Source organism: Pseudomonas sp. ArH3a, assembly GCF_022648765.1.
Lineage (GTDB): Bacteria > Pseudomonadota > Gammaproteobacteria > Pseudomonadales > Pseudomonadaceae > Aquipseudomonas.
Genome location: NZ_CP080330.1, coordinates 1,678,139 through 1,702,468 on the forward strand (window position 1 = coordinate 1,678,139; position 24,330 = coordinate 1,702,468).

The window sequence follows — 24,330 nt, forward strand, 5'->3', positions numbered from 1 at the left end:
AGACGGTCAACGTGGTTTCAAAAGTGAGTGCAGGCTTGGCAGGATAAACCATCGCCACCACGCCCGGCAGCGCCTGTGGTGGATCAACCGTCGGTGTGGGCGTCCACTTGGCGCTGCGCTTCATCCAGCTTGTGTTGTGCGGCATTCAGCTCATCCACGCTGGCGCCCGGTTGGCGTTGCAACTTGCTCACATCGGCCCGTGCATAAGCCAGGGCGGTTTTGAGTTGGCGCAGTTGGGCGTCGATGGGGCGCTTTTCAACACGCTGCAAGTCGGGTCGTGGCTGCTCGCTGGCAGCTTCTGCGTCATGCAAGGTTTGCTCGGCAGTGGCCAGTGCAGCATTCAAGGTGGCCAGTTGCTGTTCGTCAGCGTTCTGGTCCTGAGCCTTTTTTAACGCGGCGCGGCGCATGGCTAGCTGGATTTTCGCACGCTTGAGTTCAGGGTCTTTCAGGGTTGGCGGTGGCGGCGGATTGCCCACCTCCAGTGCACTGAGCGCCTGCTCCGCTGCTTCGAACTGTTGCTGCAGAACAATCAGCTGCGACTGTTGCTCAGAGGTCGGCGGGTGACCAAACGCCTTCAGTGACTTATGCAGTTGGGCCCGACTCATCGCGACCGTGATTTTGGCTTTCTTGACGGCTGCATCCCTGGCCGCCTGAGCGGTGTCAGCGTGCACGGGCGCAACAGGCAGTGAGCGCTTGGCGCGTGCAAGGCGTTCGGCGAGCCTGTGTGCTTCTTCCCGTTGCAGCCGCGTATTGCGTTGCTCAAAGCGCCGCCGCGCACGATCGCGCTTGAGGCCACGCTCGTGGCGCTGGTGATCACTGGCCGCCAGGTCGCCCACAATCGGCAGCGCGCTGGCCGCTGGGCGCATCTCAATGCAATCGACAGGGCAGGGCGCGACGCACAGGTCGCAACCGGTGCACTCATCCATGATGACGGTGTGCATCAATTTGGCGGCGCCAACAATCGCATCCACCGGGCAGGCCTGGATGCATTTGGTGCAGCCGATGCACTCGGCCTCGCGGATATAGGCGACCAGGGCTGGGGCTTCACCTCGGCTGGTGTCCAGTTCCAGCACTGGCACACGCAGTAATTGCGCAAGGCCCGCGATGGTTTCCTGCCCACCGGGCGGGCACTTGTTGATCGCCTCGCCAAGCGCAATGCCCTCGGCGTAAGGCTTACAGCCAGGGTGCCCGCACTTGCCGCATTGGGTCTGCGGCAGCAGCGCGTCGATACGTTGAATCAGCGTCATGGGGTGATCATTGGCATGCCGGTTGAACAAACAGGGCCGGTTGGGGTGAGCCCGCTGGTTGTGGCAGATGGGCTTGTTGTGGCGAGCCCGCTTACTGTGGCGAGCCGGGCTGTTGCGCCAAGCGGGGCTGTCGTGGCGAGCGGGCTTGCCCCGCGTTGGGGCGCGCAGCGGCCCTAAACCAGGCACCTTGTTCTATCTACAGGAATAAGGTGTCCCTGATGGGGCCGCTACGCAGCCCAGCGCGGGGCAAGCCCGCTCGCCACCTAGTTTTACTTGATCCGTTGCCCCGGCTTCGCGCCGCTGTCCGGGCTCAGCAGGTAGATTTCTTCACCACCAGGACCCGCCGCCATCACCATGCCTTCGGAAATGCCGAACTTCATTTTCCGTGGCTTGAGGTTGGCGATCATCATGGTCAGCCGACCATCGAGCTTGGACGGGTCCGGGTAAGCGCTCTTGATCCCGGAGAACACGTTGCGTTGCTCATCACCGATGTCCAGGGTCAGGCGCAGCAGCTTGTCGGCACCCTCCACGGCTTCGGCCTTGATGATCAGCGCGACGCGCAGGTCCACGGCGGCAAAGGCGTCGAAGTCGATTTCCGGGGAGAGCGGGTCTTTGGCCAGTTCGCCGTTGCCGGCAGGTGCAGATTCGCCGGTGTCGGTCTGGCTGGCGACCAGGTCTTCTTTCGAAGCATCGGTCATCGCCTGCACCTTGACCGGGTCGATACGGGTCATCAGCGGCTTGAACTCATTCAACGGGTGGTTGCTGAGCAAGGTGGTGTGGTCGTTCCAAGTCAGCGGCGCGACGTTGAGGAACGCCTCGGCGTCGGCAGCCAGCAATGGCAGCACCGGCTTGAGGAAGAGCACCAACTGGCGGAACAGGTTGACGCCCGTGGCGCAGATCGCCTGGACTTCAGCCTGCTTGCCTTCCTGCTTGTTCAGCGACCATGGTGCCTTGTCGGCGATCCAGGCGTTGGCACGGTCGGCCAGCCCCATGATCTCGCGCATGGCACGGGCGAAGTCGCGGGCTTCATAGGCGTCGGCAATGCTTGGCGCGGCGGCCAGGAACGCTTCGGTCAGTTCCGGCGCAGCGTTTTCGGCCACCAGCAGGCCGGCATTGCCCTTGTGGATAAACCCGGCGCAACGGCTGGCGATGTTGACGACTTTGCCCACCAGGTCCGAGTTGACCTTTTGTACGAAGTCTTCCAGGTTCAGGTCGAGGTCGTCGACGCCACGGCCCAGCTTGGACGCGTAGTAGTAGCGCAGGTATTCCGGCGACAGATGGTCGAGGTAGGTGCGCGCCTTGATAAAGGTGCCACGCGACTTGGACATCTTCTGGCCGTTGACCGTCAGGTAGCCGTGCACGGCAATGCCGGTTGGCTTGCGGTAACCTGAACCTTCGAGCATCGCCGGCCAGAACAGCGCGTGGAAGTTGACGATGTCCTTGCCGATGAAGTGGTACAGCTCGGCGGTGGAGTCCTTGGCCCAGAACGCGTCGAAATCCAGCTCCGGGGTGCGGTCGCAGAGGTTCTTGAAGCTGGCCATGTAGCCGATCGGCGCGTCCAGCCACACATAGAAGTACTTGCCCGGCTCGTCCGGGATCTCGAAACCGAAGTACGGCGCATCGCGGGAGATGTCCCACTGTTGCAGGCCGGCATCCAGCCACTCGGCGATCTTGTTGGCCACGGCGTCCTGCAGGGTGCCGCTGCGGGTCCAGGTTTGCAGCATCTGCTGGAAATCCGGGAGCTTGAAGAAGAAGTGCTGGGAATCCTTGAGCACCGGAATGGCGCCGGAGATGGCCGACCTTGGGTTTTTCAGGTCGGTCGGTGCGTAAGTGGCACCGCACTTCTCGCAGTTGTCGCCGTATTGGTCTTCGGTGCCGCATTTCGGGCAGGTGCCCTTGATGAAGCGGTCGGCCAGGAACATTTTCTTTTCCGGGTCGAAATACTGCGTGATCGAGCGCGTGGCAATGTGCCCGGCGTCGCGCAGGCGCGTGTAGATCTGGCTCGACAGCTCGCGGTTTTCGTCGGAGTGGGTCGAGTGGAAGTTGTCGAAATCCACCAGGAACTCGGCAAAGTCGGCGCTGTGTTCAGCCTGCACATTGGCGATCAGTTGTTCCGGGGTGATCCCTTCCTTTTCGGCGCGCAACATGATGGCCGATCCGTGGGCGTCGTCTGCGCAGACATAAATGCATTGATTGCCGCGATGCTTCTGGAAGCGCACCCACATATCGGTCTGGATGTACTCAAGCATATGGCCAAGATGGATAGAACCATTGGCATAGGGCAGGGCGCTGGTGACGAGGATCTTGCGTGGCTCTGACATGGGGCTCGGCTACTTGATGAAACGGAGGTCGGCCACTATAAAGCGCCGGGAAATATATTTCACCCCGTGACGCGGTTTCTGAATATTCCTAAGTCTGGAAAGCATGCCGTTGGGCGCCTGGAACGGTTAGGATAGCCGCCTGTTTCAGTCAGTCTTTTTTCGGGAGTAGCCCATGAGCGCCGTCAATCGCGCAGCGGTGGAAGCCGTTCTTCGCCAATACACCGACCCCTATTTGAACCAGGACCCGGTCAGCGCCGGCTGTGTACGCGCCATCGAGGTCCAGGGCGACCAGGTTTCAGTCCAGTTGGAACTGGGTTATGCCGCCGGTCTGTTCAAGAGCGGTTGGGCGCAGATGCTGCAAATGGCCATTGAGGGCTTGGACGGCGTGCGTTCGGCCAAGGTCGACATCCAGTGCGTGATCGCCGCGCACAAGGCCCAGGCGCAGATCCCGGGCCTGGCCAACGTCAAGAACGTGGTCGCCGTGGCGTCCGGCAAGGGCGGCGTGGGTAAATCCACCACGGCCGCCAACCTGGCGCTGGCGCTGGCCCGCGAAGGTGCCCGCGTGGGTATTCTCGACGCCGACATCTACGGCCCCAGCCAAGGCGTGATGTTCGGCATTGCCGAAGGCACCCGACCCAAGGTCAAGGACCAGAAGTGGTTCGTACCGATTGAGTCGATGGGCGTTGAGGTCATGTCCATGGCTTTTCTCACCGATGACAACACGCCGATGGTCTGGCGCGGGCCGATGGTCTCCGGCGCGCTGCTGCAACTGGTCACCCAGACCGCCTGGGGCGACCTGGATTACTTGGTGATCGACATGCCGCCAGGCACCGGCGATATCCAGCTGACCCTGGCGCAGAAAGTCCCGGTGGCCGGCTCGGTGATCGTGACCACGCCCCAGGACCTGGCGCTGCTCGACGCCAGAAAAGGCGTGGAGATGTTCCGCAAGGTCAACATCCCGGTGCTGGGCGTTGTGGAAAACATGGCGGTACACATCTGCTCCAACTGCGGGCATGCCGAGCATCTGTTTGGCGAGGGCGGCGGCGAGAAGCTGGCAACCCAATACGGCGTCGAACTGCTGGCCTCGTTGCCGCTGGCGATGGAAATTCGTGAGCAGGCTGACGGCGGCAAGCCCACTGTGGCGGCCGAGCCCGACGGGCAGCTTGCAATGATCTACCAAGAGTTGGCCCGTCATGTGGGCGCGCGGATCGTCTTGCAAGAAGCAGCAGCGCCGGCAATGCCGACGATTACGGTCAGCGACGACTGATCGGTTTGAAGGAAAACAAGCCTCGACTGTGTCGGGGCTTTTTCATGCCTGAGGATTCGTCAACGGTTTCCAAATACGCATTTACGCAATGGCGCGTGTAAGCATTCGCCTACTTTTGGGTAAGTGTTTGGTTTTTTTACCGCGCGTGTACGTCTTGAATCGGCGAAAGACTTTTCTATCTTATTGAAATTAAACAATTATTTATTTCAATTCGAGTGCTGAAGTCTGTCAGCTCAGCGGTTGGATCCCGTTGAACTTCCCTTGGAAGTCTCTAACATCAGCCCTGTGTCCACGGATTGACACAGCCATCAAGGAACGATGGTTGAAGGAACGTCGCAGGATGCGATTCATCAGGACGATGAAAAGGAATACAGGGACTAGGGAAAAAATGTGGGCGGGTCATACCGCCCCTTTTTTTTGCCTGTAGAAAAGTGAAACTCACCCTGCAGAAACGCAAAAAGGCCCGCAAAGGGCCTTTTTATTGGGCGGCGGCGCGTTTAGCGCTCGAGGTTTGCAATCTTACCTTTCTTGCCATCCCACTCCGCTGCATCAGGCATCGGATCTTTACGCTCAGTGATATTCGGCCAGATTTCCGCCAAATCAACGTTCAACTGAATAAATTCCTGCATCTCTGCCGGGACTTCGTCCTCGGAGAAAATAGCGACGGCCGGGCACTCTGGTTCACACAGGGCGCAGTCGATGCACTCATCCGGGTGGATAACCAGGAAGTTCGGGCCTTCGTAGAAGCAGTCCACCGGACACACTTCGACGCAGTCGGTGTACTTGCACTTGATGCAGTTGTCGGTAACGACGAAGGTCATTTCTAATTCTCTCCTCAGGCGGCGGCAGCGAAACCCCTTGTGGTGGGGTTCGCGAGGTTCGGGAGCGATAGTCTGCAGGCCAGGCTAAAAGCCTGCAGCATCCCAAACCGCGCGAGAGTCTACCAGCTTGCAAGCGTCTGCGTTATATCCGAGTCTGCAGTGCATATAACATTTCTAGCGCTTTGCGCGGCGTCAAGCCGTCCAAGTCAAGCTTAGCCAACTCATCCAGCACCGGATGCGGCAAACTGGCGAACATGTCGCTCTGGTGCGGCGCGCTCGGTTTATTGCTGGCTTTAGCTGGGCTTGCCACGGGCATCTCGTGGGGCAAGGCGGTTTCTTCCAGGCGGCTCAGGTGCTCGCGGGCACGGGTGATCACCTCGCTCGGCACACCGGCCAGTTGCGCCACGGCCAGGCCGTAACTCTGGCTGGCCGGCCCCGGCAGCACGTGGTGCAGGAACACGATGCGCTCATTGTGCTCGGTGGCATTGAGATGCACGTTAGCCACCAGCGGCTCGTTTTCCGGCAGTACGGTCAGCTCGAAATAGTGCGTGGCAAACAGCGTATAAGCGCGCAGATGCGCCAAGCGCTCGGCCGCCGCCCATGCCAGGGACAGACCATCAAAGGTGCTGGTGCCGCGCCCCACTTCATCCATCAACACCAAGCTGCGTTCGGTGGCGTTGTGCAGGATGTTGGCGGTTTCGCTCATTTCCACCATAAAGGTCGAACGGCCACCAGCCAGGTCATCGCTGGAACCGATCCGGGTGAAAATGCGGTCCACCAGCGACAGCTCGCAACTGGCCGCCGGTACAAAGCTGCCGATATGCGCCAGCAACACGATCAGCGCGGTCTGGCGCATGTAGGTGGATTTACCGCCCATGTTGGGACCGGTGATCACCAGCATGCGGGTATCGTCATCCAGCGACAGGTCGTTGGCAACGAACGGCGTAGTCAACACCTGCTCCACCACCGGGTGGCGCCCCTGCACGATGCGCATGCACGGCTCACTGACAAAGCGCGGGCAGTTCAGGTCGAGGTTCAGCGCGCGCTCAGCGAGGTTGCTCAACACATCCAGTTCCGCCAGGGCGGCGGCGGTGTCTTGCAGCGGCGCCAAACGGCTGATTAAGTCTTCGAGCAAGGCTTCATACAGCATCTTTTCCCGCGCCAGAGCGCGGCTCTTGGCCGACAGTGCCTTGTCTTCAAACTCTTTGAGCTCAGGCGTGATAAAGCGCTCGGCACCTTTAAGGGTTTGACGCCGCTGATAGTCGATCGGCGCCGACTCGGCCTGCTTGCTCGGCAACTCAATAAAGTAGCCGTGCACGCGGTTGTAACCGACCTTCAGGTTGGCCAAGCCCGTGCGGGCTTTTTCGCGGGCCTCCAGGTCAATCAGGAACTGCCCGGCGTTCTCGCTCAGCGATTGCAGCTCATCCAGTTCGGTGTCGTAACCGGTTTTCAGCACGCCGCCGTCACGGATGATCGCCGGCGGGTTGTCGATAATGGCTTTTTCCAACAGCGCCGCGAGGTCCGGGTAAGTGCCGGCCGTCACGGCGAGTTGTTGCAGGTGCGGTGTGTCCAGTTCAGTCATCGCCACTTGCAGTTGCGGCAGCGCGCTCAAGGCATCGCGCAGGCGTGCCAAGTCACGCGGCCGCGCATTACGCAGACCGATCCGCGCCAGGATGCGCTCGATATCACCGATTTCTTTCAACTGCGGCTGCAGCATTTCAAAGCGATAGCCATCCAGCAGGCAGGTAATAGACGTCTGGCGCGCTTGCAGCACAGTCAGGTCGCGCAGTGGGCGGTTCAACCAACGGGTCAGCAAGCGGCTGCCCATGGCGGTCTGGCAACGGTCGACCACCGATTGCAGCGTGTTATCGCGGCCACCGGCCAGGTTGGTGTCCAACTCCAGGTTGCGACGGCTGGCGCCATCGAGCACCACGGTGTCGTCCAGGCGCTCATGGCGCAGGCTGCGCAAATGCGGCAGGGCGGTGCGCTGGGTTTCCTTGGCATAGCCGAGCAAACAACCGGCGGCGCCGATGGCCAGGGTCAGGTTTTCGCAACCGAAACCTTTAAGGTCTTGCACTGAGAATTGCTGGCACAGACTCTTCAGCGCCGAATCACGCTCAAAGTCCCACGGCGCACGACGCTTGGTCCCACGACGCTTCTCCGCTGGCAAGTCCTTAGGCCAATCATCCGGAATCAACAACTCCACCGGATTAATGCGCTCTAGCTCCGCCAGCAGGTTCTCCCAGCCCTTGATCTCCAGCACGCTGAAATTGCCACTGGTGATGTCCAGCACCGACAGGCCGAACAAACGCTCATCGCCCAACACCGCCGCGATCAAGTTGTCACGACGCTCATCCAGCAACGCCTCATCACTCACCGTGCCCGGCGTAATAATGCGCACCACCTGACGTTCCACCGGCCCCTTGTTGGTCGCCGGGTCGCCGATCTGCTCACAGATCACCACCGACTCGCCCAGCTTCACCAGCTTGACCAAGTAGCCTTCCAACGAATGGTAAGGAATCCCACACATCGGAATCGACTGCCCCGCCGACTGCCCGCGCGCGGTCAAGGTGATGTCCAGCAACTTGGCGGCCTTCTTCGCGTCTTCGTAGAAGATCTCGTAGAAGTCGCCCATGCGATAGAACATCAACTGATCAGGGTGCTGGTTTTTCAGGCGCCAGTACTGCTGCATCATCGGCGTGTGAGAGGACAGATCGGACGTGTTTTTACTCATTGGATAGTAGGCAAATTCGTTGAAAGTGATGGGGCAAAGGGCGCGCGTGGTCCAGTGTCGATCAGTTGCGGAGCCCGGACTTCCCAACGACGCAGGCCGAATGTGGGAGCTGTCGAGCCTTAGCGAGGCTGCGAAGGGATCGCCGCGCTGTACCTACAGGCCGCAGCCCCTGCATCGCTGAAGTTCGAAAGCTCAACATCGTGCCCAATCGGGGTCGCTTAACTGATCGGCATTGGGCGCTTGGCCCAGCATTTGTTGCGATGGGCGCAAGGTTAACACGTGAAGTCGGGGCTTCGCAGGTCGTAAACGGCTAGGTAAAACACAAAAAAGGGCGGCGCCTTTATATAAGCGCCGCCCTTTTTTACTGTCGGCCCTTAATGATTGTTAACAGGCGAATCCAACACCTTCACCACATCATCAACCACCGCTTTCACCATCTCCTGCAAGTAATGCGATGCCCAGGCATAACGGTCCGTCTCCTTGGTCATCGCCGCATCTTCTGCAAGCTGCTTGGCAACGTGGAGGAGGTCGGAGGCGTGATGCAAGGCTTGGTGCAGGGAAACACCGCTGTTGACGCGGAATAGAGGTTGGTCGGAGTGAAAGGAGAAGGGGGTGACGCCGAGGGTGGTTAACGCAGACGGATTTGTAGCGGTCATCGGTAAAACTCCCATATCAATTGAGAGCTACCACGTTCGTTGTTTGAACGAATGCGTGGCGCTTTTGGCGCCTGCATCTAGACGGGTTATCAGGCCCGGTCGCTGAATTGGCAGCGACGGAGGGAGGGTAGCGTGGTGGTGGGGTGGGTGCAACTGGGAAATGGGTAACCTCCGTGCTTCGCCAGTTGCCATCGGACCCAGGCGGAAGGATACGCCCCGGAAATGATCACCTAAAGATGTAAGACCTCTGGTCAGTGGCTTAAAGGTGAAGGCAGCTTTCGGCCAAAAGCGGTCAGTCGTCCCTACGAAATTTTGGACGATTCAGCGTGCTACCTGAGGGCAGTAGCTTGTTAAAGGAGTTGGGTGACATCTTCATCGGTGTCACGACTATGCACAGCTGTTATGAAAGTGATACACGAGCCTGTGCAAGATTATTAGCCGGAAGGCGAGCCCGCGCTGATGCCCGTCAGCACCAGAAAATAAGGAGATTGATCATGTGGCTCAAGAATGTGGCATTTGCGCTGTTGATTTGCCCCCTCGTCACCGCATGTTTCAGCGAGCCTTTTCAGCCCCCTACGGCTGATGCTGATTTATGGGAGAAGCCGGGAGCGAGCAGGAATGATGTCTTGGCGTCCATGCTAGCTTGCGGTGAGAAAAATGGCTCCGGCATCGATCCTAATGCCAGCTTCCAAGAGATGGCCCAGCGATTTGTATGTATGAAGCGTGCGGGCTATACCCGGCGTGACGGTTTCGACATCTGTGCATTGCACCCGAAGGAGCCGTTGAAGGCCTGTGAGTCGGCGCAATGAAGCCATAAAGGCGTCGCACGGTATTGAGGGAGTCGGCATTGAACTCTTTAGGGTGAATTGGCCCAAGTATTTATAGGTACATGCGACTGACTGCTTCCGACCCGAAGGCGACAATCAAGCTATGCGACCAAAGGGAGCGAACTTGAGCGTAGGGTTAGGGCTCCGAGTGCTCGGCATAGATTGCCATGGCCTTTTCGTAGCTGTCGGTGCTGAGGAAATCATTCTCGTATGCGCCCTGAACTTTTGTCTTGCCACCTTCGACCCCAGAGAGTGCAATTGCTAGAGCTAGTGAATTGTTGTGGCCGCACTCCTCGACGGGAAAACCACGTAGCAGGATATCCGCCACGTCCTTCAACATTGGAGGTGGCAGCTTCCCAAGGTAGTAAGCAGCAGCGGGCGGTGCGTCGCCTTGATAGTCTTTCTCGTCAATTGCGATCTCCGCCAGTTGGACGAGAAAACGGGTGCAGTTGGCGTGAGATAGAAAGAACAAGTCTGCTACTTGGGATGAGTGCCAGCAAAGAATAAGCAGTGCGCGAAGCATCTCTTCTGATTGGATGCCTTCATCGATGATGGTTTGCGCCCGAGCTTCCGTGATGTTGTGAAAGTCAGCCATGAAGAGCCTCAACGAATGATGAAAGATAGCATTTTAAACTGATCGATTGACCGCTACGGCGCTCATCTGCGAACGGCGGCTCATGGCCGAATGCTGCCCCTCATGACAGGCAGCAATCGGCCAAAAGCTGACGGTGGCTACAGGCAGAAATCGACCCACTGCAGCCGTCTAGATCAGATGTGATCTTTGTTGGAGCGGGCTTACCCGCAAAGAGGCTGCTTGAGCAACGCACATACTCTTCGAGCGATGTCATCTGCGCCATCGGGAATGTCCACTGAAATGCCTAAATAGTGTTCAAGGTGTAGGGTGAGCGTGTGTTCATCTACCAACAGATCCCAGTAGCGCTGGTCTTGGCCATTGAGCCTCTCTTTCCAGCAACCTCCCAGCCCTTGCTCAAGCACCCGGGCCACGTCCTCGAAAAGCGTCCAGTCGGCTTCTTCTGATACTTCAATCCTCACCATGCGTCACCTCACCACCAGAAGTCCCCCGATTCTGGTGGCTCCTGCGAATGGTCGCAATGGGTCGATAGCGGCCGGTTTAGCGGTGCATTGGCTGCTGGGATCAGGGTGATGAGGGCTTCGACGCTGATCACTAGCGTCGGCAGACATTTCCTGTGTTATCGCTGATACACTATTTTTAACCGTACACCTGTTGGCCGCCAAAACACTAGGGCGTGAGATGGATATCAAAGAGTTTTGCCTTGCTCATAGATTTGATATGAGCAAATGTGGAGTCGCGTTAGGCGGTGGTGGTTTTGGAATGACAGAGTTGAAAACCTCACCTGTCGAATTCTTGACCTTAGCGGAAGACGATTTTGAACGGGGCGGTTTGGCGGCTCTCGTCAATGCAACGACCAATGCAAAACGCGCCATTGTCTGTCAGCTTGATCAGTTGTTGATCTCTTTTGGTTACCCGTCACTTCGATGGAACGTGCCGAAGAAGATCGAACGGCTAAGGGCACTTGGGTTATTGGCGCCGAGTCTGTTGCGTAAAGTCGTCGATATACGAAATATTCTTGAGCACGAGTATGCGACTCCTGAGCTTGAAAAAGTTGAAGAGGCGTTGGATATCGCGAGCCTATTTGTTATGTCCGCCTCAGCTATGTTCATTCCATTCGATGATGTCTTGGAGTTTTCACTTCCTGACTTGAGCGTGACAGAGAGTTCTGCCACTCGTGTCTCGGCAGGACTGAATCGCGAGTCTGGCAGGGTTTTTTACACTGTCTACGCTTATGAGCCTGGGGAGTATGCCGGGCGTTGCGTCGGTCAGTGTGAGATTCAATCAGGACATGTCTTGTTCGAGGCAATGGTAAAGCTTTCCGCTTCGCTGATGCTTCGATACAAGGTAAACCAAGCGCTCCGTGATTTTGAAGCTGCGTATGCCAAGCTATGAATCGTTGAATTAGAGTTGGGGCTTGAAGGGGCGGCAATCGGCCATTAGCGGACCTAGAAGCTCCTGCAGGTAGACTGCTTTGGGCACGGTTAAAATGAAACAGGGACGGATCGTTCAATAGCGCTAGCTAAATCATCAAATTCGCTCGCGGATAGGCTCTAAACGTCCGCTAATGAATTTGAAGCGGCGGAGTTAAGCACTGCGTGCGCTTGTCATCATCAAGATAATAGAGTCCGTCGATTTGCCCCGTCATCTGTGCCATTCCAAGCAAAGGCTCGGATTCAAACGTGATCGGAAAAACCAAGCGTGCGGCTTCACCCTGAATCCAGTCCTCCCATACAGCTTTGATAACTCCTCCCCAAAAGGTCATGGAGGACCCATCGGGTAAAAACAGGTTAGGTTGGATATGACCGATGTCGTCGGTAAGACTCCAGTACACATACCCAGCGTAACTGGCTCCATCAGCGCCGCGAAAAACTGTTCTCACCAGCACAGTCGTATCGCTCTCTTCCAGGCAGGGGCGAACAATTTCCCAGTCATCATCGTCCATCGGGAAATACCAGACACCGTGCTCTCGGAAGTCTTCCTCAGTTAATTCATAAATTAGCTTGCCTTGCATGCTGACCCTCCATCTACGCCGCCGAGCTCATCCATTGCCCGCCCTGAGGCAACGTTACTTCGCCGTTAAGGCGTTGTCGATCATTCTAAGGAGCGATTTACACACGGTCTGGGGAATGCTCGACGTCCGCTTTTGGCCGATAGCAGCCTCTCAGACTTTGAAATTGACGAGTGCCTAGGCCCCCATTGCTTACTGACGTGTTGGCTAACGCCTTCTGGATTTGCATTAAATATGCAAATTAGCATTTGCCAACCCTGAAAACACCCGGCACTATCCCCGTTATGCAAAAACGCAACGTTTCTATCGTCTTAAGAGAACTGCTGGACCGCGACCGGATCTCCCCCACGGAGCTTCACCGGCGTACCGGCGTGCCTCAATCCACACTCTCGCGGATCCTCAGCGGCAAGATCGTTGACCCGTCGGACAAGCACATCTCACGCATCGCCGAGTACTTCCGCGTCAGCACCGACCACTTGCGCGGGCGCGCGGCGGTGGGCGCTTTGCGCGATGACGGGCGCGACCCGATGCATTCGGAACTCAAGGACATAAGCCTGTGGGACGACGACACGCCCGTTAATGATGACGAGGTGTCGATCCCCTTTCTGCGCGAGGTTGAATTGGCTGCTGGATCAGGAAGATTCGTCATCGAGGAAAGCGAGAAGGCTAGCCTGCGTTTCGGCAAGCGCAGCCTGCGGCATAACGGTGTGCAGTTCGACCAGGCCAAGTGTGTGACGGTGCGCGGCAACAGTATGTTGCCGGTACTGCGCGACGGCGCCACGGTGGGCGTGAATGCCGGCAAAAGCGGCATTGGCGACATCGTTGATGGCGACTTGTATGCCATTAACCACAATGGCCAGTTGCGGGTGAAACAGCTCTACCGTCTGCCTTCCGGGATTCGCCTGCGCAGTTTTAATCGCGATGAGCACCCGGACGAGGACTACAGCTTCCAGGATATCCAGGATGAGCAGATCAGCATCCTCGGTCATGTGTTCTGGTGGGGCATGTACGCTCGTTAACCTTCTGCCGTAAGACCAAGCCCGCCAACGAGCGGGCTTTTTTTCGCCTGTAGAAAACCGTCAAACCCTTACCCCACAAGGCTGTAAATGCATTGATGCATTTGACTGGGAAAAATAAATGCATTTGTGCATTGACTGTGTATGCATACATGCATATTCTTCATCTCAAGCCAGCCAACAAGGCTTGGTGGCGGCGGCAAGGATGCTGCCAAGGAAGACAAGGAAGGCACGCAACTTCGGCAAGGACGCCATCGAAGCGATGGCAGGGATGCCAGGCAACACCGGCAAGGATGCCGACGCTCTTTAGTTTCACCGCTTCAAAAAACAGGCAGCGATGAACCGGCCTTAACGGTTCAGAGGGTTGGCAACTGACCCGGGTGTGCAGCGTAAAGCACCAGAAGCAGTTATCCGGCAGACAGGGATCGTGGTCGGAAAAACATTGAGGAAAGAACCGTACCGCGCCAGTAGCGCCGAAGGTTCGAGGACATCATTACTGAAAAGCCCGGGCAACCGGGCTTTTTGGAATGCCTACCGATAAATGGATTTACCCCAACAAAGCCGGCACCGCGCCGGTAATGCTCAGCCAGGAGGCGTGACATGACAAACGAGCAGCAAGCGTTAGCGGAAATGCCTATCTGGCTGGTGATCGCACTGGCCGTGATCGGCGGTGTATCCGGCGAAATGTGGCGCGCCGACAAGGAGGGCGCGCGGGGTTGGTCGCTGATTCGGCGCCTGGCCTTGAGGTCCGGGGCGTGCATGGTCTGCGGGGTGTCAGCCCTGATGCTGTGTTACGCCGCCGGCATGTCGATCTGGACGGCCGGCGCCATTGGTTGCCTGACCGCCATGGCCGGTGCGGATGTAGCCATCGGCCTTTATGAGCGGTGGGCGGCCAAGCGCATCGGCGTCGAGGAAGCCTCGCGCTCGGATAAACAGTGAGCACTCGCAAAAAATGATACGGCGTGATCGCCGCTTGTATGAAGGCTTTACACAGGAACCCAGATGCCTATGACTGACGAAGAATTGGCCGCGATCAACCGTTTGATCGCCGCCCTGCAAACCCAAACCGACGGCCAAGTGGCGCTCAACGCTGCCATTCGGCTGTTGGCCCAGAGCAACCAGGCATTGGTCGACCTGATCAAGAGCCGTGAACCGGACCCGAATGCTCCGCCTTATCTGGATGGCAAACCGGCACCCTGATTCACCTCGACCACCGCCCTACAGCCGTTGCACCCCCACAGCCCGCCTTTGCGGGTTTTTTAATGTTCATGGAGAACACTCGATGTCGATTCTTACCCAAGGTACCCAGATTTTTGCCCTCGTCCCGCCGGTCTCCGGTACCGGGCCTTACACCGTGCTGGAAATCGAGCACGCCACCTCGTTCGAACCGGGCGGTGCGCCGGCCGAACAGATCGAAGACACCAGCCTCAATGCCGAAGAGCGCAGCTACAAAAAAGGTTTGCGCACCCCTGGCACCGCAAGCCTGGGCTTGAACGCCGACCCGACCAACGCCAGCCATATCCGCCTGCACCAGTTGTCCGAAGCCAAGGGTGATACCGGCGTGAAATGGGCCGTGGGCTGGTCCGACGGCAATGGCGTACTGCCTGCCGTCAACACCAAGGGCGATGGCTTTGAACTGCCGGCGACCCGTACTTGGTTCACCTTTGACGGCTACGTCTCGGACTTCCCGTTCAACTTCGCACTGAACGCGGTCGTGACCACCACCGTCACCATCCAACGTACCGGCGGCAGCGCCTGGATCAAGAAAGCCTGAGAAATGCCATGAACCTCAAACAACTGAAAGCCAAGGGCGGCATCGTTGATGGCCAGCCGGTAAAGAAAGAAATCAGCTGGACGCACCTGGACAGCAAAACCGGCAAGGAAGTGACCGACACCTTCACGCTGCACATCCGCCGCCAGTCGTTCGGTGTGATCGAGCGCCTCTTTACTCAGGGTGAATCTGCCCAGAGCCGCAACGCCAGTTACCTCGCCGCGTCGGTGTCGTTGGGTACCGACGGCACTGAAGCGCTGAGTTACGACGATGCCTTCGGGCTTGAGCCGTCATTGGGGTTTGTGATCCTCAATGCAGTCAATGAGGTGAATGGCACCAGCGGTGGCGGAGCAAAGAGCTGACGGTCGCCGATGAGTTCTGGCACGAACTGGTGCTGAACGGAGTGGGCGGCCGCACGATTGCGCAAGCCAAGGAACGTATGACCTACCACGAAGCCCTGGCCTGGGGCCGCTATATCGACCGATATGGCTCCCTGCATGCCGGTAGGCGGCTGGAGGCGGGCAGCGCGTTGGTGGCGCTGCAGACCCACCGGCTGGGCGGCGGTACGGCCGAGTTGATTGATTTTATGCCCCATGAGCTGCGCCGGGGCGTGTCACTCGAACGTGCGATGAACGAGTGGCGTTAAGGACGACGCCACTTTCCTTGAAACCCGCGTCCAGCGGGTTTTATCCATGACCCGGAGAAACCTATGGCAACTGCTTCCCAGGGTAATCTGACGCTCAACCTCGGCAGCCTGGAGCAGGCCCTGGCGAAGGCGTCACGGATTACCGAACAAAGCATGCGCGAGATGCAGCAGAAGATCGAGGACGCCGGTAAAAAGGTCAGCGCGTCTGCTGCAGCGGCGCTACAGGTCACGTCCGGCCAGTTCAAGGACTTCCAAAAGTCCTATGACCCGGCCACGGATGCGGCGGAAAAATTTATCCAGAAAAATGCGCAACTGGTGGAGGTGCTCAAGCAGAGCCAGGGGGCGCAGAGTAATTTTGTCGGCGCGTTGGATGGGCCGTCGAGTTACACCGAGCGGGCGGGTTTGAAGTTCCCCACGGGTGGGCCGTATGGGGATGCTGCGCCGAAGCCTTCGGGTGACGAAGAGGTGATGGCATTTCTGGACGATGAAAAAACTCGCCAAGTGAAGGGCAACTTCGCCGAGATGACGCGTTTGCTGGATGATTGGCAACAGGGCGCAAGTGCTGCGTTCGAAGAGTATTCGAACAAGGCCGGCACGGCGGCCGAGCAATCGAAAGCGGTGTTTGCCAGTGCTTTCGAAAAGATGGACCAAGCTGTCCTGACGTTTGCGACCACGGGAAAATTTAACTTTTCGGACTTTGCCACGTCCGTGCTCAAAGACATGGCCGCGATGGCGGCGAAGACGGCGGCGTCGAGTGCGTTGAGTTCGTTGTTCGGGCTTGCCAGTTCCGCGATCAGCGCATGGTGGAGCGGGGGCAGTGCGCCCACTTCGACGACTACCAGTGTCGGCCCCTTCAGCAACACCTTCACCCCCCAAGTCAATACGGCGGGTCTCAGTTATCACGCGAAAGGGAGCGCGTGGAACGCGGGTGTCCAAGCGTTCGCCAACGGCGGAGCGTTTACCAACGCCATCGCCACTGGCCCGACCTTGGCGCCTTTAGCGCTCTTCGGCGAAGCCGGCCCTGAAGCCATCATGCCGCTGAGCCGTGGTTCCGATGGTTCCCTGGGCGTGCGCGCATTGGGCGCTGGCCAGTCGGGCAGCACCAGCAGCAACCAGGTGGTGATTTCGCAAACCATCAACGTTGCCGACGGCCAGGGTTCCGGCACCGATGGCAATGCCCAGAACGTCGCGCGTGCCTATGCCGGCTCCGCCCGCCAAGGCGCCGCCGAGCAAATTGCACGCGACCTCAAACCGGGCGGGCAAATCTGGTCGGCTATCAACGGCCGCTGACAACCAACGGCTTACGCCTGGAGAAAACATGAGCACAGAAACCTTCACCTGGGAGCCCAAAGTGGAGCCGGTCGGCAGCGTCGAGTTTCGCCTGAAAACGGCCAAGTTTGGCGATGGCTACCAGCAAACAGCCGCTGACGGCATCAACAGCAAGACCCAATCGTGGCCACTGACGTTTGTCGGCGATGAGGCGCGGATCCAGGCGATTGTCGCGTTCCTCGACCGCCACGCCGGCGCCAAAGCATTCAACTGGACCGCGCCGTTGGCCACGCCTGCGCTGTTTCGCTGCAAGGGGTACCAACCGACGCCGATGGGCGCCGGGCTCTACTCCCTCACGGCGACGTTCGAGCAGGCTTTTCATCCCTAGTGCCAACAGCGGCGCCCACACCCCGGCCCGTACGGGGTTTTCTTTGCGCGGAGAATCACATGTCCATTACCGCAGATATCCAGACCCTGGAACCCGGGGCCTGGGTGGAGCTTTTTGAACTCGACGCCACCGCCCTGGGCGCCGAGTTGTACCGGTTTCACGGTTACGCCCAAGCGTCGCCGATCTTCTGGCAGGGCCATGAATATTCACCCTGGCCGATCCAGGCCGAAGGCTTTGAAATGTCGGGGCAAGGCACGCAGCCCACGCCGACATTGGCCGTGGGTAACGTCGGCGGTTTCATTACGGCGCTGGTGCTGTATTTCGAAGACCTGGTGGGCGCGCGGCTGATCCGTCACCGCACCCTGGGCAAGTACCTCGATGGCCAGCCTGAGGCCGACCCGGAAGAGGAGCTGCCGCCGGACATCTGGTACATCGAACGCAAGGTCGCCGAAAGCAGCGAAACGGTGAAGTTCGAGTTGGCCAGTGCGCTGGACTTTAACGGCGTGCAACTGCCGCGCCGGCAGATCGTCGCCAACGTGTGCTGGTGGCTCAGCTGCGGCGGTTATCGCGGCCCTTACTGCGGTTACAACGGCGGGCCGGTGGCGGATGCCAATGACGTGATTGTCACGGATGCAGCCAAGGACAAATGCGGTGGGCGGCTGACCAGCTGCAAGCTGCGTTTCGGCGAGAACAACCCACTGCCTTACGGTTCGTTTCCGGCAGCGGGCCTGTTGCGGAGCTGAGTATGAACAAGACCAACCTGGCGGCGATTGCCCGGCATGCCGTGGCCGACTACCCGCACGAGTGCTGCGGCCTGCTGATTCGCGAAGGGCGCAAGCGCGTGTACGTGCCGTGTCGCAACACGGCGAGCACGCCCAGCGAACACTTTCGCCTGGCGCCCGAGGACTATGCCGCCGCCGAAGAGCGCGGCGAAATCCTCGCGGTGGTGCACAGCCATCCAGATTGCCCGGCGGCCCCCAGCGAGGCGGATCGCGTGGCCTGTGAGGCCAGCGGGTTGCCTTGGCACATTGTCCAAGTGTGCAGGGGCGACGATGGGCAGGCCCGCACAGGTGAATGGGCCAGCTGCACACCCAATGGCTACCAGGCGCCCTTGATCGGCCGCGCCTTTGCCCACGGCGTGCATGACTGCCTGAGCATCATCCTGGACTACTACCGCAGGGAAATGGGCATTGAGCTGGGCGATTACCAGCGCGAAGACGGTTGGTGGGACAAGGGCGGCAACCTCTATTTGGACAATTTGCCGGCCGCCGGTTTTGTGCAGGTCAACCACGTGCAGCACGGCGACATCGTACTGATGCAGATTCGCTCACCCGTGCCTAACCATGCCGCGATCTACCTGGCCGATGGCGTGCTGCAAAGCGAACCTGAGCATTACCCGGCCCCCTGCTCGATCCTGCACCACCTCTATGGCCGCGACAGCAAACGCGACACCTATGGCGGCTATTGGGGCGAGGTGACGGTGAGTTTTTGGCGACATCACCTGCGGGTCAAACACTAATCACAGGGGCGGTTCATTCGCCCGGAGGATGCCATGCATCATGAAAAAGTCAGGACGGTGCGCCTCTACGGCAGCCTGGGCGCCAGCTTCGGGCGCGTGCATCGGTTGGCGGTCAGGAATGCCTCGGAAGCGATTCACGCGCTGTGCATTTTGGTACCCGGGTTTGAGCGTTTCCTGATGGAGTCCAAGGACCGGGGCGTGACCTATTCGGTCTTCCTCGGCCGGGAAAATATTGGCCACGACCGCCTCAGGGCGCCTTCCGGGGCGTCGGACATTCGCATCGCCCCGGTGCTGATGGGCAGCAAGCGCGCAGGGTCGATGCAAACCATTATCGGCGTGGCGCTGATTGTGGCCGCGTCGTATTTCTCCGGCGGCCTCGCCGCTTCCGGTGGTTCTTCGACCTTGATCGGTGCCACATCCACCACCGGATGGACCTTTGCCGCGAGCGTGGGGATGTCCATGGCCATGGGCGGTGTCATGCAACTGATATCACCCATGCCCAAAGGCCTGGGCACCATGGACCGCCCGGAAAACCGGCCGAGCTACAGCTTCAACGGCCCGGTCAATACCAGCATCCAGGGCAGCCCGGTGGGCCTGCTGTATGGCGAGCTGACGGTGGGCAGTGCCGTGGTCAGCGCAGGGATCTACGCACAGGACCAACTCTAGCCATCGCTTTGAAATGACCAGGAGAGCACTCATGGGATTGGCAGTCGAACACCAGACAATGCGAACGGTCCTGCTATCAGGTTCGCTCGCCAGACTTTTCGGTCGAGAACACCGCGTGACCACCTCGGGTGGTTTCAGGGATGTGATGGGCTATTTCAAACAGTTTCAAGGCTTTGAACGCTACATGCTGCAAAGCGCAGATAAAGGCCTGCGCTTCGCCGTGTTCAACGGCAAACGCAACATGGCCGAAGACGATATCCAAAAGCCGCTGGGCAAGGACGTGATCCGCATCGCGCCGGTGTTGACCGGCTCCAAGCGTGCTGGTGGGTTGCAGACGATTGTTGGCGCGGTACTCATCGCGGTGGCGTATTTCAACCCGTTCGGCTACCTCACCGGGCCCGCCGCCAGCATGATGATGATGGCAGGCGCGTCAATGGCGATGGGCGGCGTCATGCAAATGTTGTCGCCGCCGCCCAAAGGGCTTGGCGCCCAGGACAGCCCCAATAACCGCCCGAGCTACAGCTTCAATGGCCCGGTCAACACCAACGCGCAGGGCAATCCGGTGAGCTTGCTCTACGGCCAGTTGATGGTCGGCAGTGCTGTGATCAGCGCGGGCATCTACGCCCAAGACCAACTCTAACCGTCCTCTTCACCCAGCCCGCCTTGCGCGGGCTTTATTTCGCCTGAAGGAAAGCCATGACTGACTTCACTCTCGCTGGCAGTAAAGGCGGTGGCTCCAAGCCCCGTCCCTCCGTGGAGGCGCCAGACAGCCTGCAAAGTACGGCCTATGCCCGTATCCTCGATCTCGTCAGCGAAGGCGAGATTGTCGGTTTGAAAAACGATAAGCGCTCGGTGTTTCTCGACGAGACGCCTTTGGCCAACGCTGATGGCAGCCTCAACTTCAGCGGTGTCACCCTCGACACCCGCAACGGCAGCCAGGACCAGACCCACATCCCGGGCTTCCCCGCGGTGGAAAACGAAAGCCCGGTGTCCATCGAGCTGCGCAGTGATCAGCCGTGGACCAAGTCCTATTCCAACCTGCAACTGTCGGCAGTGCGCGTGCGCCTGGCGGTCACACGGCTGTCGCAGACCAACACCAGCAACGGTGACACCAACGGCTACACCGTGCAGTACGCGATTGATCTTTCAACCGACGGCGGTGCATTCGTGCAGGTATTGGCGGCGGCGTTCAGCGGTAAAACCACCACCAAATACGAGCGCTCCCACCGGGTTGACCTGCCGCCCGCCAAAAGTGGCTGGGCCGTGCGCGTGCGCCGGATCACACCCAACTCCACCAGCGGCGCGATTGCCGATACCACCACCGTGGAATCCTCCACCGAGGTGATTGACGCCAAGTTGCGCTACCCAGGTTCGGCGCTGATCGGCCTGCAATTTGATGCCGCGCAATTTCAGTCGATTCCTTCGCGCTCGTTCGAACTGCGCGGCCGGATCATCAAGGTGCCGAGCAACTACGACCCGCAAACCCGCGTGTACAGCGGTGTGTGGGACGGCACGTTCAAATCCGCCTGGACCGACAACCCGGCGTGGATCTACTACGACTTGCTGCTACACCAGCGCTATGGCCTCGGCCACCTGCTCAACGCCGGCCAAGTGGACAAGTGGGAGCTGTACCGCATCGGCCAGTATTGCGACCAGCCGGTGTCCGACGGCAAGGGCGGCACCGAACCGCGCTTCACCTGCAACCTGTACCTGTCGGTACGTGCCGATGCCTTGAGAGTCTTGCAGGACTTGGCGACCACCTTCCGTGGCATGTCCTATTGGGGCGCAGGTTCGGTGATGGCCGTGGCGGATATGCCGGAAGACCCGGTCTACACCTACTCCAACGCCAACGTGATCGGCGGCCAGTTCATCTACGGCGGCTCGGCGAAAAAAACCCGCTACACCGTCGCCCTGGTCAGTTGGAATGACCCGACCGATTTCTATCGCCAGAAGGTGCAATACGTCGACGATGCCGAAGGCATCGCCCGCTATGGCATCCAGCAAACCGAAATCAGCGCCACCGGCTGCACCTCCCAGGCGCAAGCCCAGCGCATCGGCAAGTGGGCGTTGCTGACCAACCGCCTGGAAACCGAAAGCGTGACCTTCTCGGTCGGCCTCGACGGCACGCTGGCCCGCCCCGGCCAGATCATCCGCGTGGCCGACAACGACCGCGCCGGCCGCCGTATTGGTGGGCGCTTGCGGGCTGCGACCCTCGACACCCTAACCTTGGATGCCGAAGTCAAAGCCGCTGCCGGCGACACCATCACCCTGGTGATGCCTAACGGCAAGGCGGTGTCGCGCGTGGTGAAATCCGCCAGCGCCGGGAACGCCGACGAGCAGCAGATTGTGCTGCACAGCAAACTCGACGAAGTGCCGCCGACGCAGTCGATCTGGGCCATCGACTCGGCCACCTTGGCCTTGCAACAGTTCCGTGTACTGTCGATTTCCGAAGACTTCGCGGACAACGAAATCAAGTACAGCCTCAGCGCGGTCAAGCACGTGCCGAGCAAATTCGCCGCCATCGACAACGGCGCAAAAATCGACAGGCCGCCGATCACCGTGATTCCGCCGAGTGTGCAAGCGGCGCCCACCGACGTGACGGTCAGCAATGACCATTTTGTCGCGCAGGGCAGTGCGGTTAACGTGATGACCATCGCCTGGCAACGCCCGGCGAATGCGATTGCGTTCGAGGCTTACTGGCGCAAAAACGATGGCGAGTGGGTGTACGCAGGGCGCACCGGTGGCACCTCGATTGAGGTCTCCGGGATCTACGCCGGGCGCTACGTCGCCAAGGTGCGGGCGATCAACGCGCTGGACATTGGCTCGCTGTACAGCGAATCCATCGAGACCGTGCTCAACGGCAAAACCACCTTGCCACCGACGGTTGCCGCGCTGACGACTGAGTCGCTGGTGTTTGCGATCAAGGTCAAATGGCAGATTCCGCAGGACGTGAGCACGGCGGATTTGCAGCGCACCGAGATCTGGTACGGCAAGACGCGCGACCTGGCGCTGGCGACCAAGTTGGGCGATTACGCCTATCCACAGACCGACGTGACGCTGATGGGCTTGGGCGCGGGCACGTCGTTGTTCTTCTGGGCGCGCTTGGTGGATCGTACGGGCAATATCGGGCCGTGGTTCCCCACCGGTGCGGGCGTCAACGGGCAGGCCAGCTCCGATGCTTCGCCGATCCTGGATTTGATTGCCGGCCAAATCAGCGAGACGCAGTTGGGCAAACATCTGCTCGATCGCATCGAGCTGATCGACGGCACGGGTGCCGGTTCGGTCAACGCGCGCCTGGACACAACCCGCAAGGAGCTGCAAGCGCTGGTGGATCAAGTGACGGATGCGTTGCTGTATGACGCGACCAAAACCTATGCGAGTGGCGAGTTTGTACGCCAGGGCAGCCACCTTTATCAGGCAATCCAGGCCGTGCCGGCCAGCAGCCCGCCACCGAATGCGGCCTATTGGTTGGACATCGGCTCCCTGGTGCAAACCACCCATGCCTTGGCACTGCAAATCCAGCAGAACAAAACCGCGATTGAAACGGTGGACGGCAAGCTCACCGCCCAAGCCTCGCAACTCAACAGCGTACGGGCCAAAGTGGAGGACCCGGTCAGCGGTTTGACGGCAACTTCTACCGCGTTGAATGGCTTGAAAAGCCAAGTCACCACCTTGGATGGCAAGGTCACCAGCACCTCGGAAAAAACCGATGGGGTGTATGCCCAGGTCAATCCGAAGATGGCCGGTGATGAGAAAACCTCTTTCGCCGGGGATGACGTTTCCCTTGCGGGCGCCTGGTCGGTGATGTCGGCGATTGCCGAGGGTGATATTGCCCAGGCGATGAAGACCGATGCGTTGGAGGTGAAGGTCAATCAGAACCGGGCCAGCATTACTAATGTGGATACGGCCTCGGCTTCGCGGGACGAAGCGCTTGCGCAGCGGGTTACGCGGTTGGATGCGCGGGTCAAGGACAATTCGGCTTCGATTGAAACCAAGTTGACCACGTTAGCCACTGTAGACAAAACACTCGCGCAAAGCATCGACACGGTTCAAACCAAAGTGAATCAGCAGTCGGTGAGTATTCAAACTAACGCTACGGCGATTGCGGACACCAACGGGAAGTTGGCGGCGAATTGGTCGGTGCGGATGCAGGTGGCTGCGGGGGGCGGTTACAAGTTCGCCGGTATCGGGTTGGGGATCGAGAACGGTCCTGGCGGATTGCAGAGCCAGTTTTTGATTTCGGCAGATCAGTTCGCGATTTATAACGAAAATACACCGGGGAAGCCCACCACACCCTTCGCCGTCAAAGGCACTGAGACGTTTATTGACAGTGCGTTTATTCAGAACGGCGCTATCACCAACGCAAAAATTGGCCAGGTTATTCAGTCCAATGATTACGAGGCGGGTGCGCGCGGCTGGAAACTTGATAAGGCCGGTGGGCTGGAACTTAACGGCGTCGGCGGCGGCGGGCGTATGACGATCAGCAACCAACTGGTTCAGGTATTCGACGCCAATCAGAAGTTGCGTGTTCGGTTCGGTATTTGGGATTAATCCCTGAAGTAACTAACAGGAGCATTAT

The 24,330-nt window shown here is 59.2% G+C and carries 24 protein-coding genes; 16 read left to right on the top strand and 8 right to left on the bottom strand.

Annotation, left to right across the window (positions count from 1 at the left end; translation table 11 throughout):
• Positions 1–83: 83 nt before the first annotated feature.
• The gene (gene rsxB / locus K0P33_RS07475) at positions 84–1,247 is read right to left on the bottom strand and encodes an electron transport complex subunit RsxB (protein WP_242154676.1); all 1,164 of its coding nucleotides are present in this window, start codon (positions 1,245–1,247) and stop codon (positions 84–86) included.
• A gap of 269 nt (positions 1,248–1,516) precedes the next feature.
• Positions 1,517–3,568, bottom strand: coding sequence for a methionine--tRNA ligase (gene metG, locus K0P33_RS07480; protein WP_242154678.1), 2,052 nt, complete (start codon positions 3,566–3,568; stop codon positions 1,517–1,519).
• 172 nt (positions 3,569–3,740) lie between these two features.
• Between metG and apbC the strand changes: the two genes are divergently transcribed.
• Positions 3,741–4,835 (top strand): iron-sulfur cluster carrier protein ApbC, encoded by a 1,095-nt coding sequence (apbC, locus tag K0P33_RS07485; protein ID WP_094952853.1) that lies wholly within the window; start codon positions 3,741–3,743, stop codon positions 4,833–4,835.
• 497 nt (positions 4,836–5,332) lie between these two features.
• Here the strand turns inward: apbC and fdxA are convergent, their stop codons facing one another.
• From fdxA to K0P33_RS07500, 3 genes are all read right to left on the bottom strand, one after another.
• Entirely contained in the window at positions 5,333–5,656 is a 324-nt protein-coding gene (fdxA, locus tag K0P33_RS07490) for a ferredoxin FdxA (RefSeq protein WP_094952854.1), read from the bottom strand.
• Positions 5,657–5,798: 142 nt separating this feature from the next.
• Positions 5,799–8,390, bottom strand: coding sequence for a DNA mismatch repair protein MutS (mutS, locus tag K0P33_RS07495; RefSeq protein ID WP_242154680.1), 2,592 nt, complete (start codon positions 8,388–8,390; stop codon positions 5,799–5,801).
• Between the two features lie 374 nt (positions 8,391–8,764).
• Complete coding sequence (locus K0P33_RS07500; protein WP_242154682.1) at positions 8,765–9,046, bottom strand: DUF3077 domain-containing protein; 282 nt, start codon at positions 9,044–9,046, stop codon at positions 8,765–8,767.
• 494 nt (positions 9,047–9,540) lie between these two features.
• Here K0P33_RS07500 and K0P33_RS07505 point away from each other — a divergent pair, with 494 nt between their 5' ends.
• On the top strand, positions 9,541–9,855 hold the full coding sequence (locus K0P33_RS07505; protein WP_017530066.1) for a hypothetical protein: 315 nt from the start codon (positions 9,541–9,543) through the stop codon (positions 9,853–9,855).
• Positions 9,856–10,009: 154 nt separating this feature from the next.
• On the opposite strand, the gene K0P33_RS07510 is transcribed toward K0P33_RS07505, so the two are convergent.
• The gene (locus K0P33_RS07510; protein ID WP_242154684.1) at positions 10,010–10,468 is read right to left on the bottom strand and encodes a hypothetical protein; all 459 of its coding nucleotides are present in this window, start codon (positions 10,466–10,468) and stop codon (positions 10,010–10,012) included.
• A gap of 200 nt (positions 10,469–10,668) precedes the next feature.
• Positions 10,669–10,929, bottom strand: a complete 261-nt coding sequence (locus tag K0P33_RS07515; RefSeq protein WP_064053293.1) for a DUF3630 family protein — start codon at positions 10,927–10,929, stop codon at positions 10,669–10,671.
• 217 nt (positions 10,930–11,146) lie between these two features.
• On the opposite strand from K0P33_RS07515, the gene K0P33_RS07520 reads away from it, so the two are divergent.
• A complete protein-coding gene (locus tag K0P33_RS07520) occupies positions 11,147–11,860 on the top strand; it encodes a hypothetical protein (RefSeq protein ID WP_242154686.1) in 714 nt (237 codons plus the stop codon).
• A gap of 169 nt (positions 11,861–12,029) precedes the next feature.
• Here the strand turns inward: K0P33_RS07520 and K0P33_RS07525 are convergent, their stop codons facing one another.
• Complete coding sequence (locus K0P33_RS07525) at positions 12,030–12,479, bottom strand: hypothetical protein (RefSeq protein WP_242154687.1); 450 nt, start codon at positions 12,477–12,479, stop codon at positions 12,030–12,032.
• Between the two features lie 281 nt (positions 12,480–12,760).
• Between K0P33_RS07525 and K0P33_RS07530 the strand changes: the two genes are divergently transcribed.
• From K0P33_RS07530 to K0P33_RS07590, 13 genes are all read left to right on the top strand, one after another.
• The gene (locus K0P33_RS07530; protein WP_073637233.1) at positions 12,761–13,495 is read left to right on the top strand and encodes an XRE family transcriptional regulator; all 735 of its coding nucleotides are present in this window, start codon (positions 12,761–12,763) and stop codon (positions 13,493–13,495) included.
• A gap of 597 nt (positions 13,496–14,092) precedes the next feature.
• Positions 14,093–14,431, top strand: a complete 339-nt coding sequence (locus tag K0P33_RS07535) for a phage holin family protein (RefSeq protein ID WP_094949895.1) — start codon at positions 14,093–14,095, stop codon at positions 14,429–14,431.
• A 63-nt stretch (positions 14,432–14,494) separates the two neighbouring features.
• A complete protein-coding gene (locus K0P33_RS07540; RefSeq protein ID WP_242154690.1) occupies positions 14,495–14,692 on the top strand; it encodes a hypothetical protein in 198 nt (65 codons plus the stop codon).
• Between the two features lie 82 nt (positions 14,693–14,774).
• Positions 14,775–15,266 carry a phage tail tube protein gene (locus K0P33_RS07545; RefSeq protein WP_094949897.1) on the top strand — a complete coding sequence of 164 codons (492 nt, stop codon included), beginning with the start codon at positions 14,775–14,777 and terminating at the stop codon, positions 15,264–15,266.
• Positions 15,267–15,274: 8 nt separating this feature from the next.
• Positions 15,275–15,625: a phage tail assembly chaperone family protein, TAC gene (locus K0P33_RS07550; RefSeq protein WP_094949898.1), complete on the top strand. Its 351-nt coding sequence runs from the start codon at positions 15,275–15,277 to the stop codon at positions 15,623–15,625.
• Positions 15,626–15,654: 29 nt separating this feature from the next.
• Complete coding sequence (locus tag K0P33_RS07555) at positions 15,655–15,909, top strand: hypothetical protein (protein ID WP_094949899.1); 255 nt, start codon at positions 15,655–15,657, stop codon at positions 15,907–15,909.
• Between the two features lie 63 nt (positions 15,910–15,972).
• Entirely contained in the window at positions 15,973–17,199 is a 1,227-nt protein-coding gene (locus K0P33_RS07560; RefSeq protein WP_094949900.1) for a phage tail tape measure C-terminal domain-containing protein, read from the top strand.
• Between the two features lie 28 nt (positions 17,200–17,227).
• Positions 17,228–17,566, top strand: coding sequence for a phage tail protein (locus tag K0P33_RS07565; RefSeq protein WP_094949901.1), 339 nt, complete (start codon positions 17,228–17,230; stop codon positions 17,564–17,566).
• A 59-nt stretch (positions 17,567–17,625) separates the two neighbouring features.
• Positions 17,626–18,309, top strand: a complete 684-nt coding sequence (locus K0P33_RS07570; RefSeq protein WP_094949902.1) for a phage minor tail protein L — start codon at positions 17,626–17,628, stop codon at positions 18,307–18,309.
• A gap of 2 nt (positions 18,310–18,311) precedes the next feature.
• Positions 18,312–19,085 carry a Mov34/MPN/PAD-1 family protein gene (locus tag K0P33_RS07575; protein ID WP_094949903.1) on the top strand — a complete coding sequence of 258 codons (774 nt, stop codon included), beginning with the start codon at positions 18,312–18,314 and terminating at the stop codon, positions 19,083–19,085.
• A gap of 33 nt (positions 19,086–19,118) precedes the next feature.
• Positions 19,119–19,751 carry a tail assembly protein gene (locus K0P33_RS07580; protein ID WP_094949904.1) on the top strand — a complete coding sequence of 211 codons (633 nt, stop codon included), beginning with the start codon at positions 19,119–19,121 and terminating at the stop codon, positions 19,749–19,751.
• Positions 19,752–19,782: 31 nt separating this feature from the next.
• Positions 19,783–20,391 carry a tail assembly protein gene (locus K0P33_RS07585; RefSeq protein ID WP_094949905.1) on the top strand — a complete coding sequence of 203 codons (609 nt, stop codon included), beginning with the start codon at positions 19,783–19,785 and terminating at the stop codon, positions 20,389–20,391.
• Between the two features lie 56 nt (positions 20,392–20,447).
• Positions 20,448–24,302: a phage tail protein gene (locus K0P33_RS07590; protein ID WP_094949906.1), complete on the top strand. Its 3,855-nt coding sequence runs from the start codon at positions 20,448–20,450 to the stop codon at positions 24,300–24,302.
• Positions 24,303–24,330: the final 28 nt, after the last annotated feature.

Bases quoted from the DNA above. Each gene is read 5' to 3' on its own strand.
- rsxB (WP_242154676.1), bottom strand. From the start codon at position 1,247: ATGACGCTGATTCAACGTATCGACGCGCTGCTGCCGCAGACCCAATGC.
- metG (WP_242154678.1), bottom strand. From the start codon at position 3,568: ATGTCAGAGCCACGCAAGATCCTCGTCACCAGCGCCCTGCCCTATGCC.
- apbC (WP_094952853.1), top strand. From the start codon at position 3,741: ATGAGCGCCGTCAATCGCGCAGCGGTGGAAGCCGTTCTTCGCCAATAC.
- fdxA (WP_094952854.1), bottom strand. From the start codon at position 5,656: ATGACCTTCGTCGTTACCGACAACTGCATCAAGTGCAAGTACACCGAC.
- mutS (WP_242154680.1), bottom strand. From the start codon at position 8,390: ATGAGTAAAAACACGTCCGATCTGTCCTCTCACACGCCGATGATGCAG.
- K0P33_RS07500 (WP_242154682.1), bottom strand. From the start codon at position 9,046: ATGACCGCTACAAATCCGTCTGCGTTAACCACCCTCGGCGTCACCCCC.
- K0P33_RS07505 (WP_017530066.1), top strand. From the start codon at position 9,541: ATGTGGCTCAAGAATGTGGCATTTGCGCTGTTGATTTGCCCCCTCGTC.
- K0P33_RS07510 (WP_242154684.1), bottom strand. From the start codon at position 10,468: ATGGCTGACTTTCACAACATCACGGAAGCTCGGGCGCAAACCATCATC.
- K0P33_RS07515 (WP_064053293.1), bottom strand. From the start codon at position 10,929: ATGGTGAGGATTGAAGTATCAGAAGAAGCCGACTGGACGCTTTTCGAG.
- K0P33_RS07520 (WP_242154686.1), top strand. From the start codon at position 11,147: ATGGATATCAAAGAGTTTTGCCTTGCTCATAGATTTGATATGAGCAAA.
- K0P33_RS07525 (WP_242154687.1), bottom strand. From the start codon at position 12,479: ATGCAAGGCAAGCTAATTTATGAATTAACTGAGGAAGACTTCCGAGAG.
- K0P33_RS07530 (WP_073637233.1), top strand. From the start codon at position 12,761: ATGCAAAAACGCAACGTTTCTATCGTCTTAAGAGAACTGCTGGACCGC.
- K0P33_RS07535 (WP_094949895.1), top strand. From the start codon at position 14,093: ATGACAAACGAGCAGCAAGCGTTAGCGGAAATGCCTATCTGGCTGGTG.
- K0P33_RS07540 (WP_242154690.1), top strand. From the start codon at position 14,495: ATGCCTATGACTGACGAAGAATTGGCCGCGATCAACCGTTTGATCGCC.
- K0P33_RS07545 (WP_094949897.1), top strand. From the start codon at position 14,775: ATGTCGATTCTTACCCAAGGTACCCAGATTTTTGCCCTCGTCCCGCCG.
- K0P33_RS07550 (WP_094949898.1), top strand. From the start codon at position 15,275: ATGAACCTCAAACAACTGAAAGCCAAGGGCGGCATCGTTGATGGCCAG.
- K0P33_RS07560 (WP_094949900.1), top strand. From the start codon at position 15,973: ATGGCAACTGCTTCCCAGGGTAATCTGACGCTCAACCTCGGCAGCCTG.
- K0P33_RS07565 (WP_094949901.1), top strand. From the start codon at position 17,228: ATGAGCACAGAAACCTTCACCTGGGAGCCCAAAGTGGAGCCGGTCGGC.
- K0P33_RS07570 (WP_094949902.1), top strand. From the start codon at position 17,626: ATGTCCATTACCGCAGATATCCAGACCCTGGAACCCGGGGCCTGGGTG.
- K0P33_RS07575 (WP_094949903.1), top strand. From the start codon at position 18,312: ATGAACAAGACCAACCTGGCGGCGATTGCCCGGCATGCCGTGGCCGAC.
- K0P33_RS07580 (WP_094949904.1), top strand. From the start codon at position 19,119: ATGCATCATGAAAAAGTCAGGACGGTGCGCCTCTACGGCAGCCTGGGC.
- K0P33_RS07585 (WP_094949905.1), top strand. From the start codon at position 19,783: ATGGGATTGGCAGTCGAACACCAGACAATGCGAACGGTCCTGCTATCA.
- K0P33_RS07590 (WP_094949906.1), top strand. From the start codon at position 20,448: ATGACTGACTTCACTCTCGCTGGCAGTAAAGGCGGTGGCTCCAAGCCC.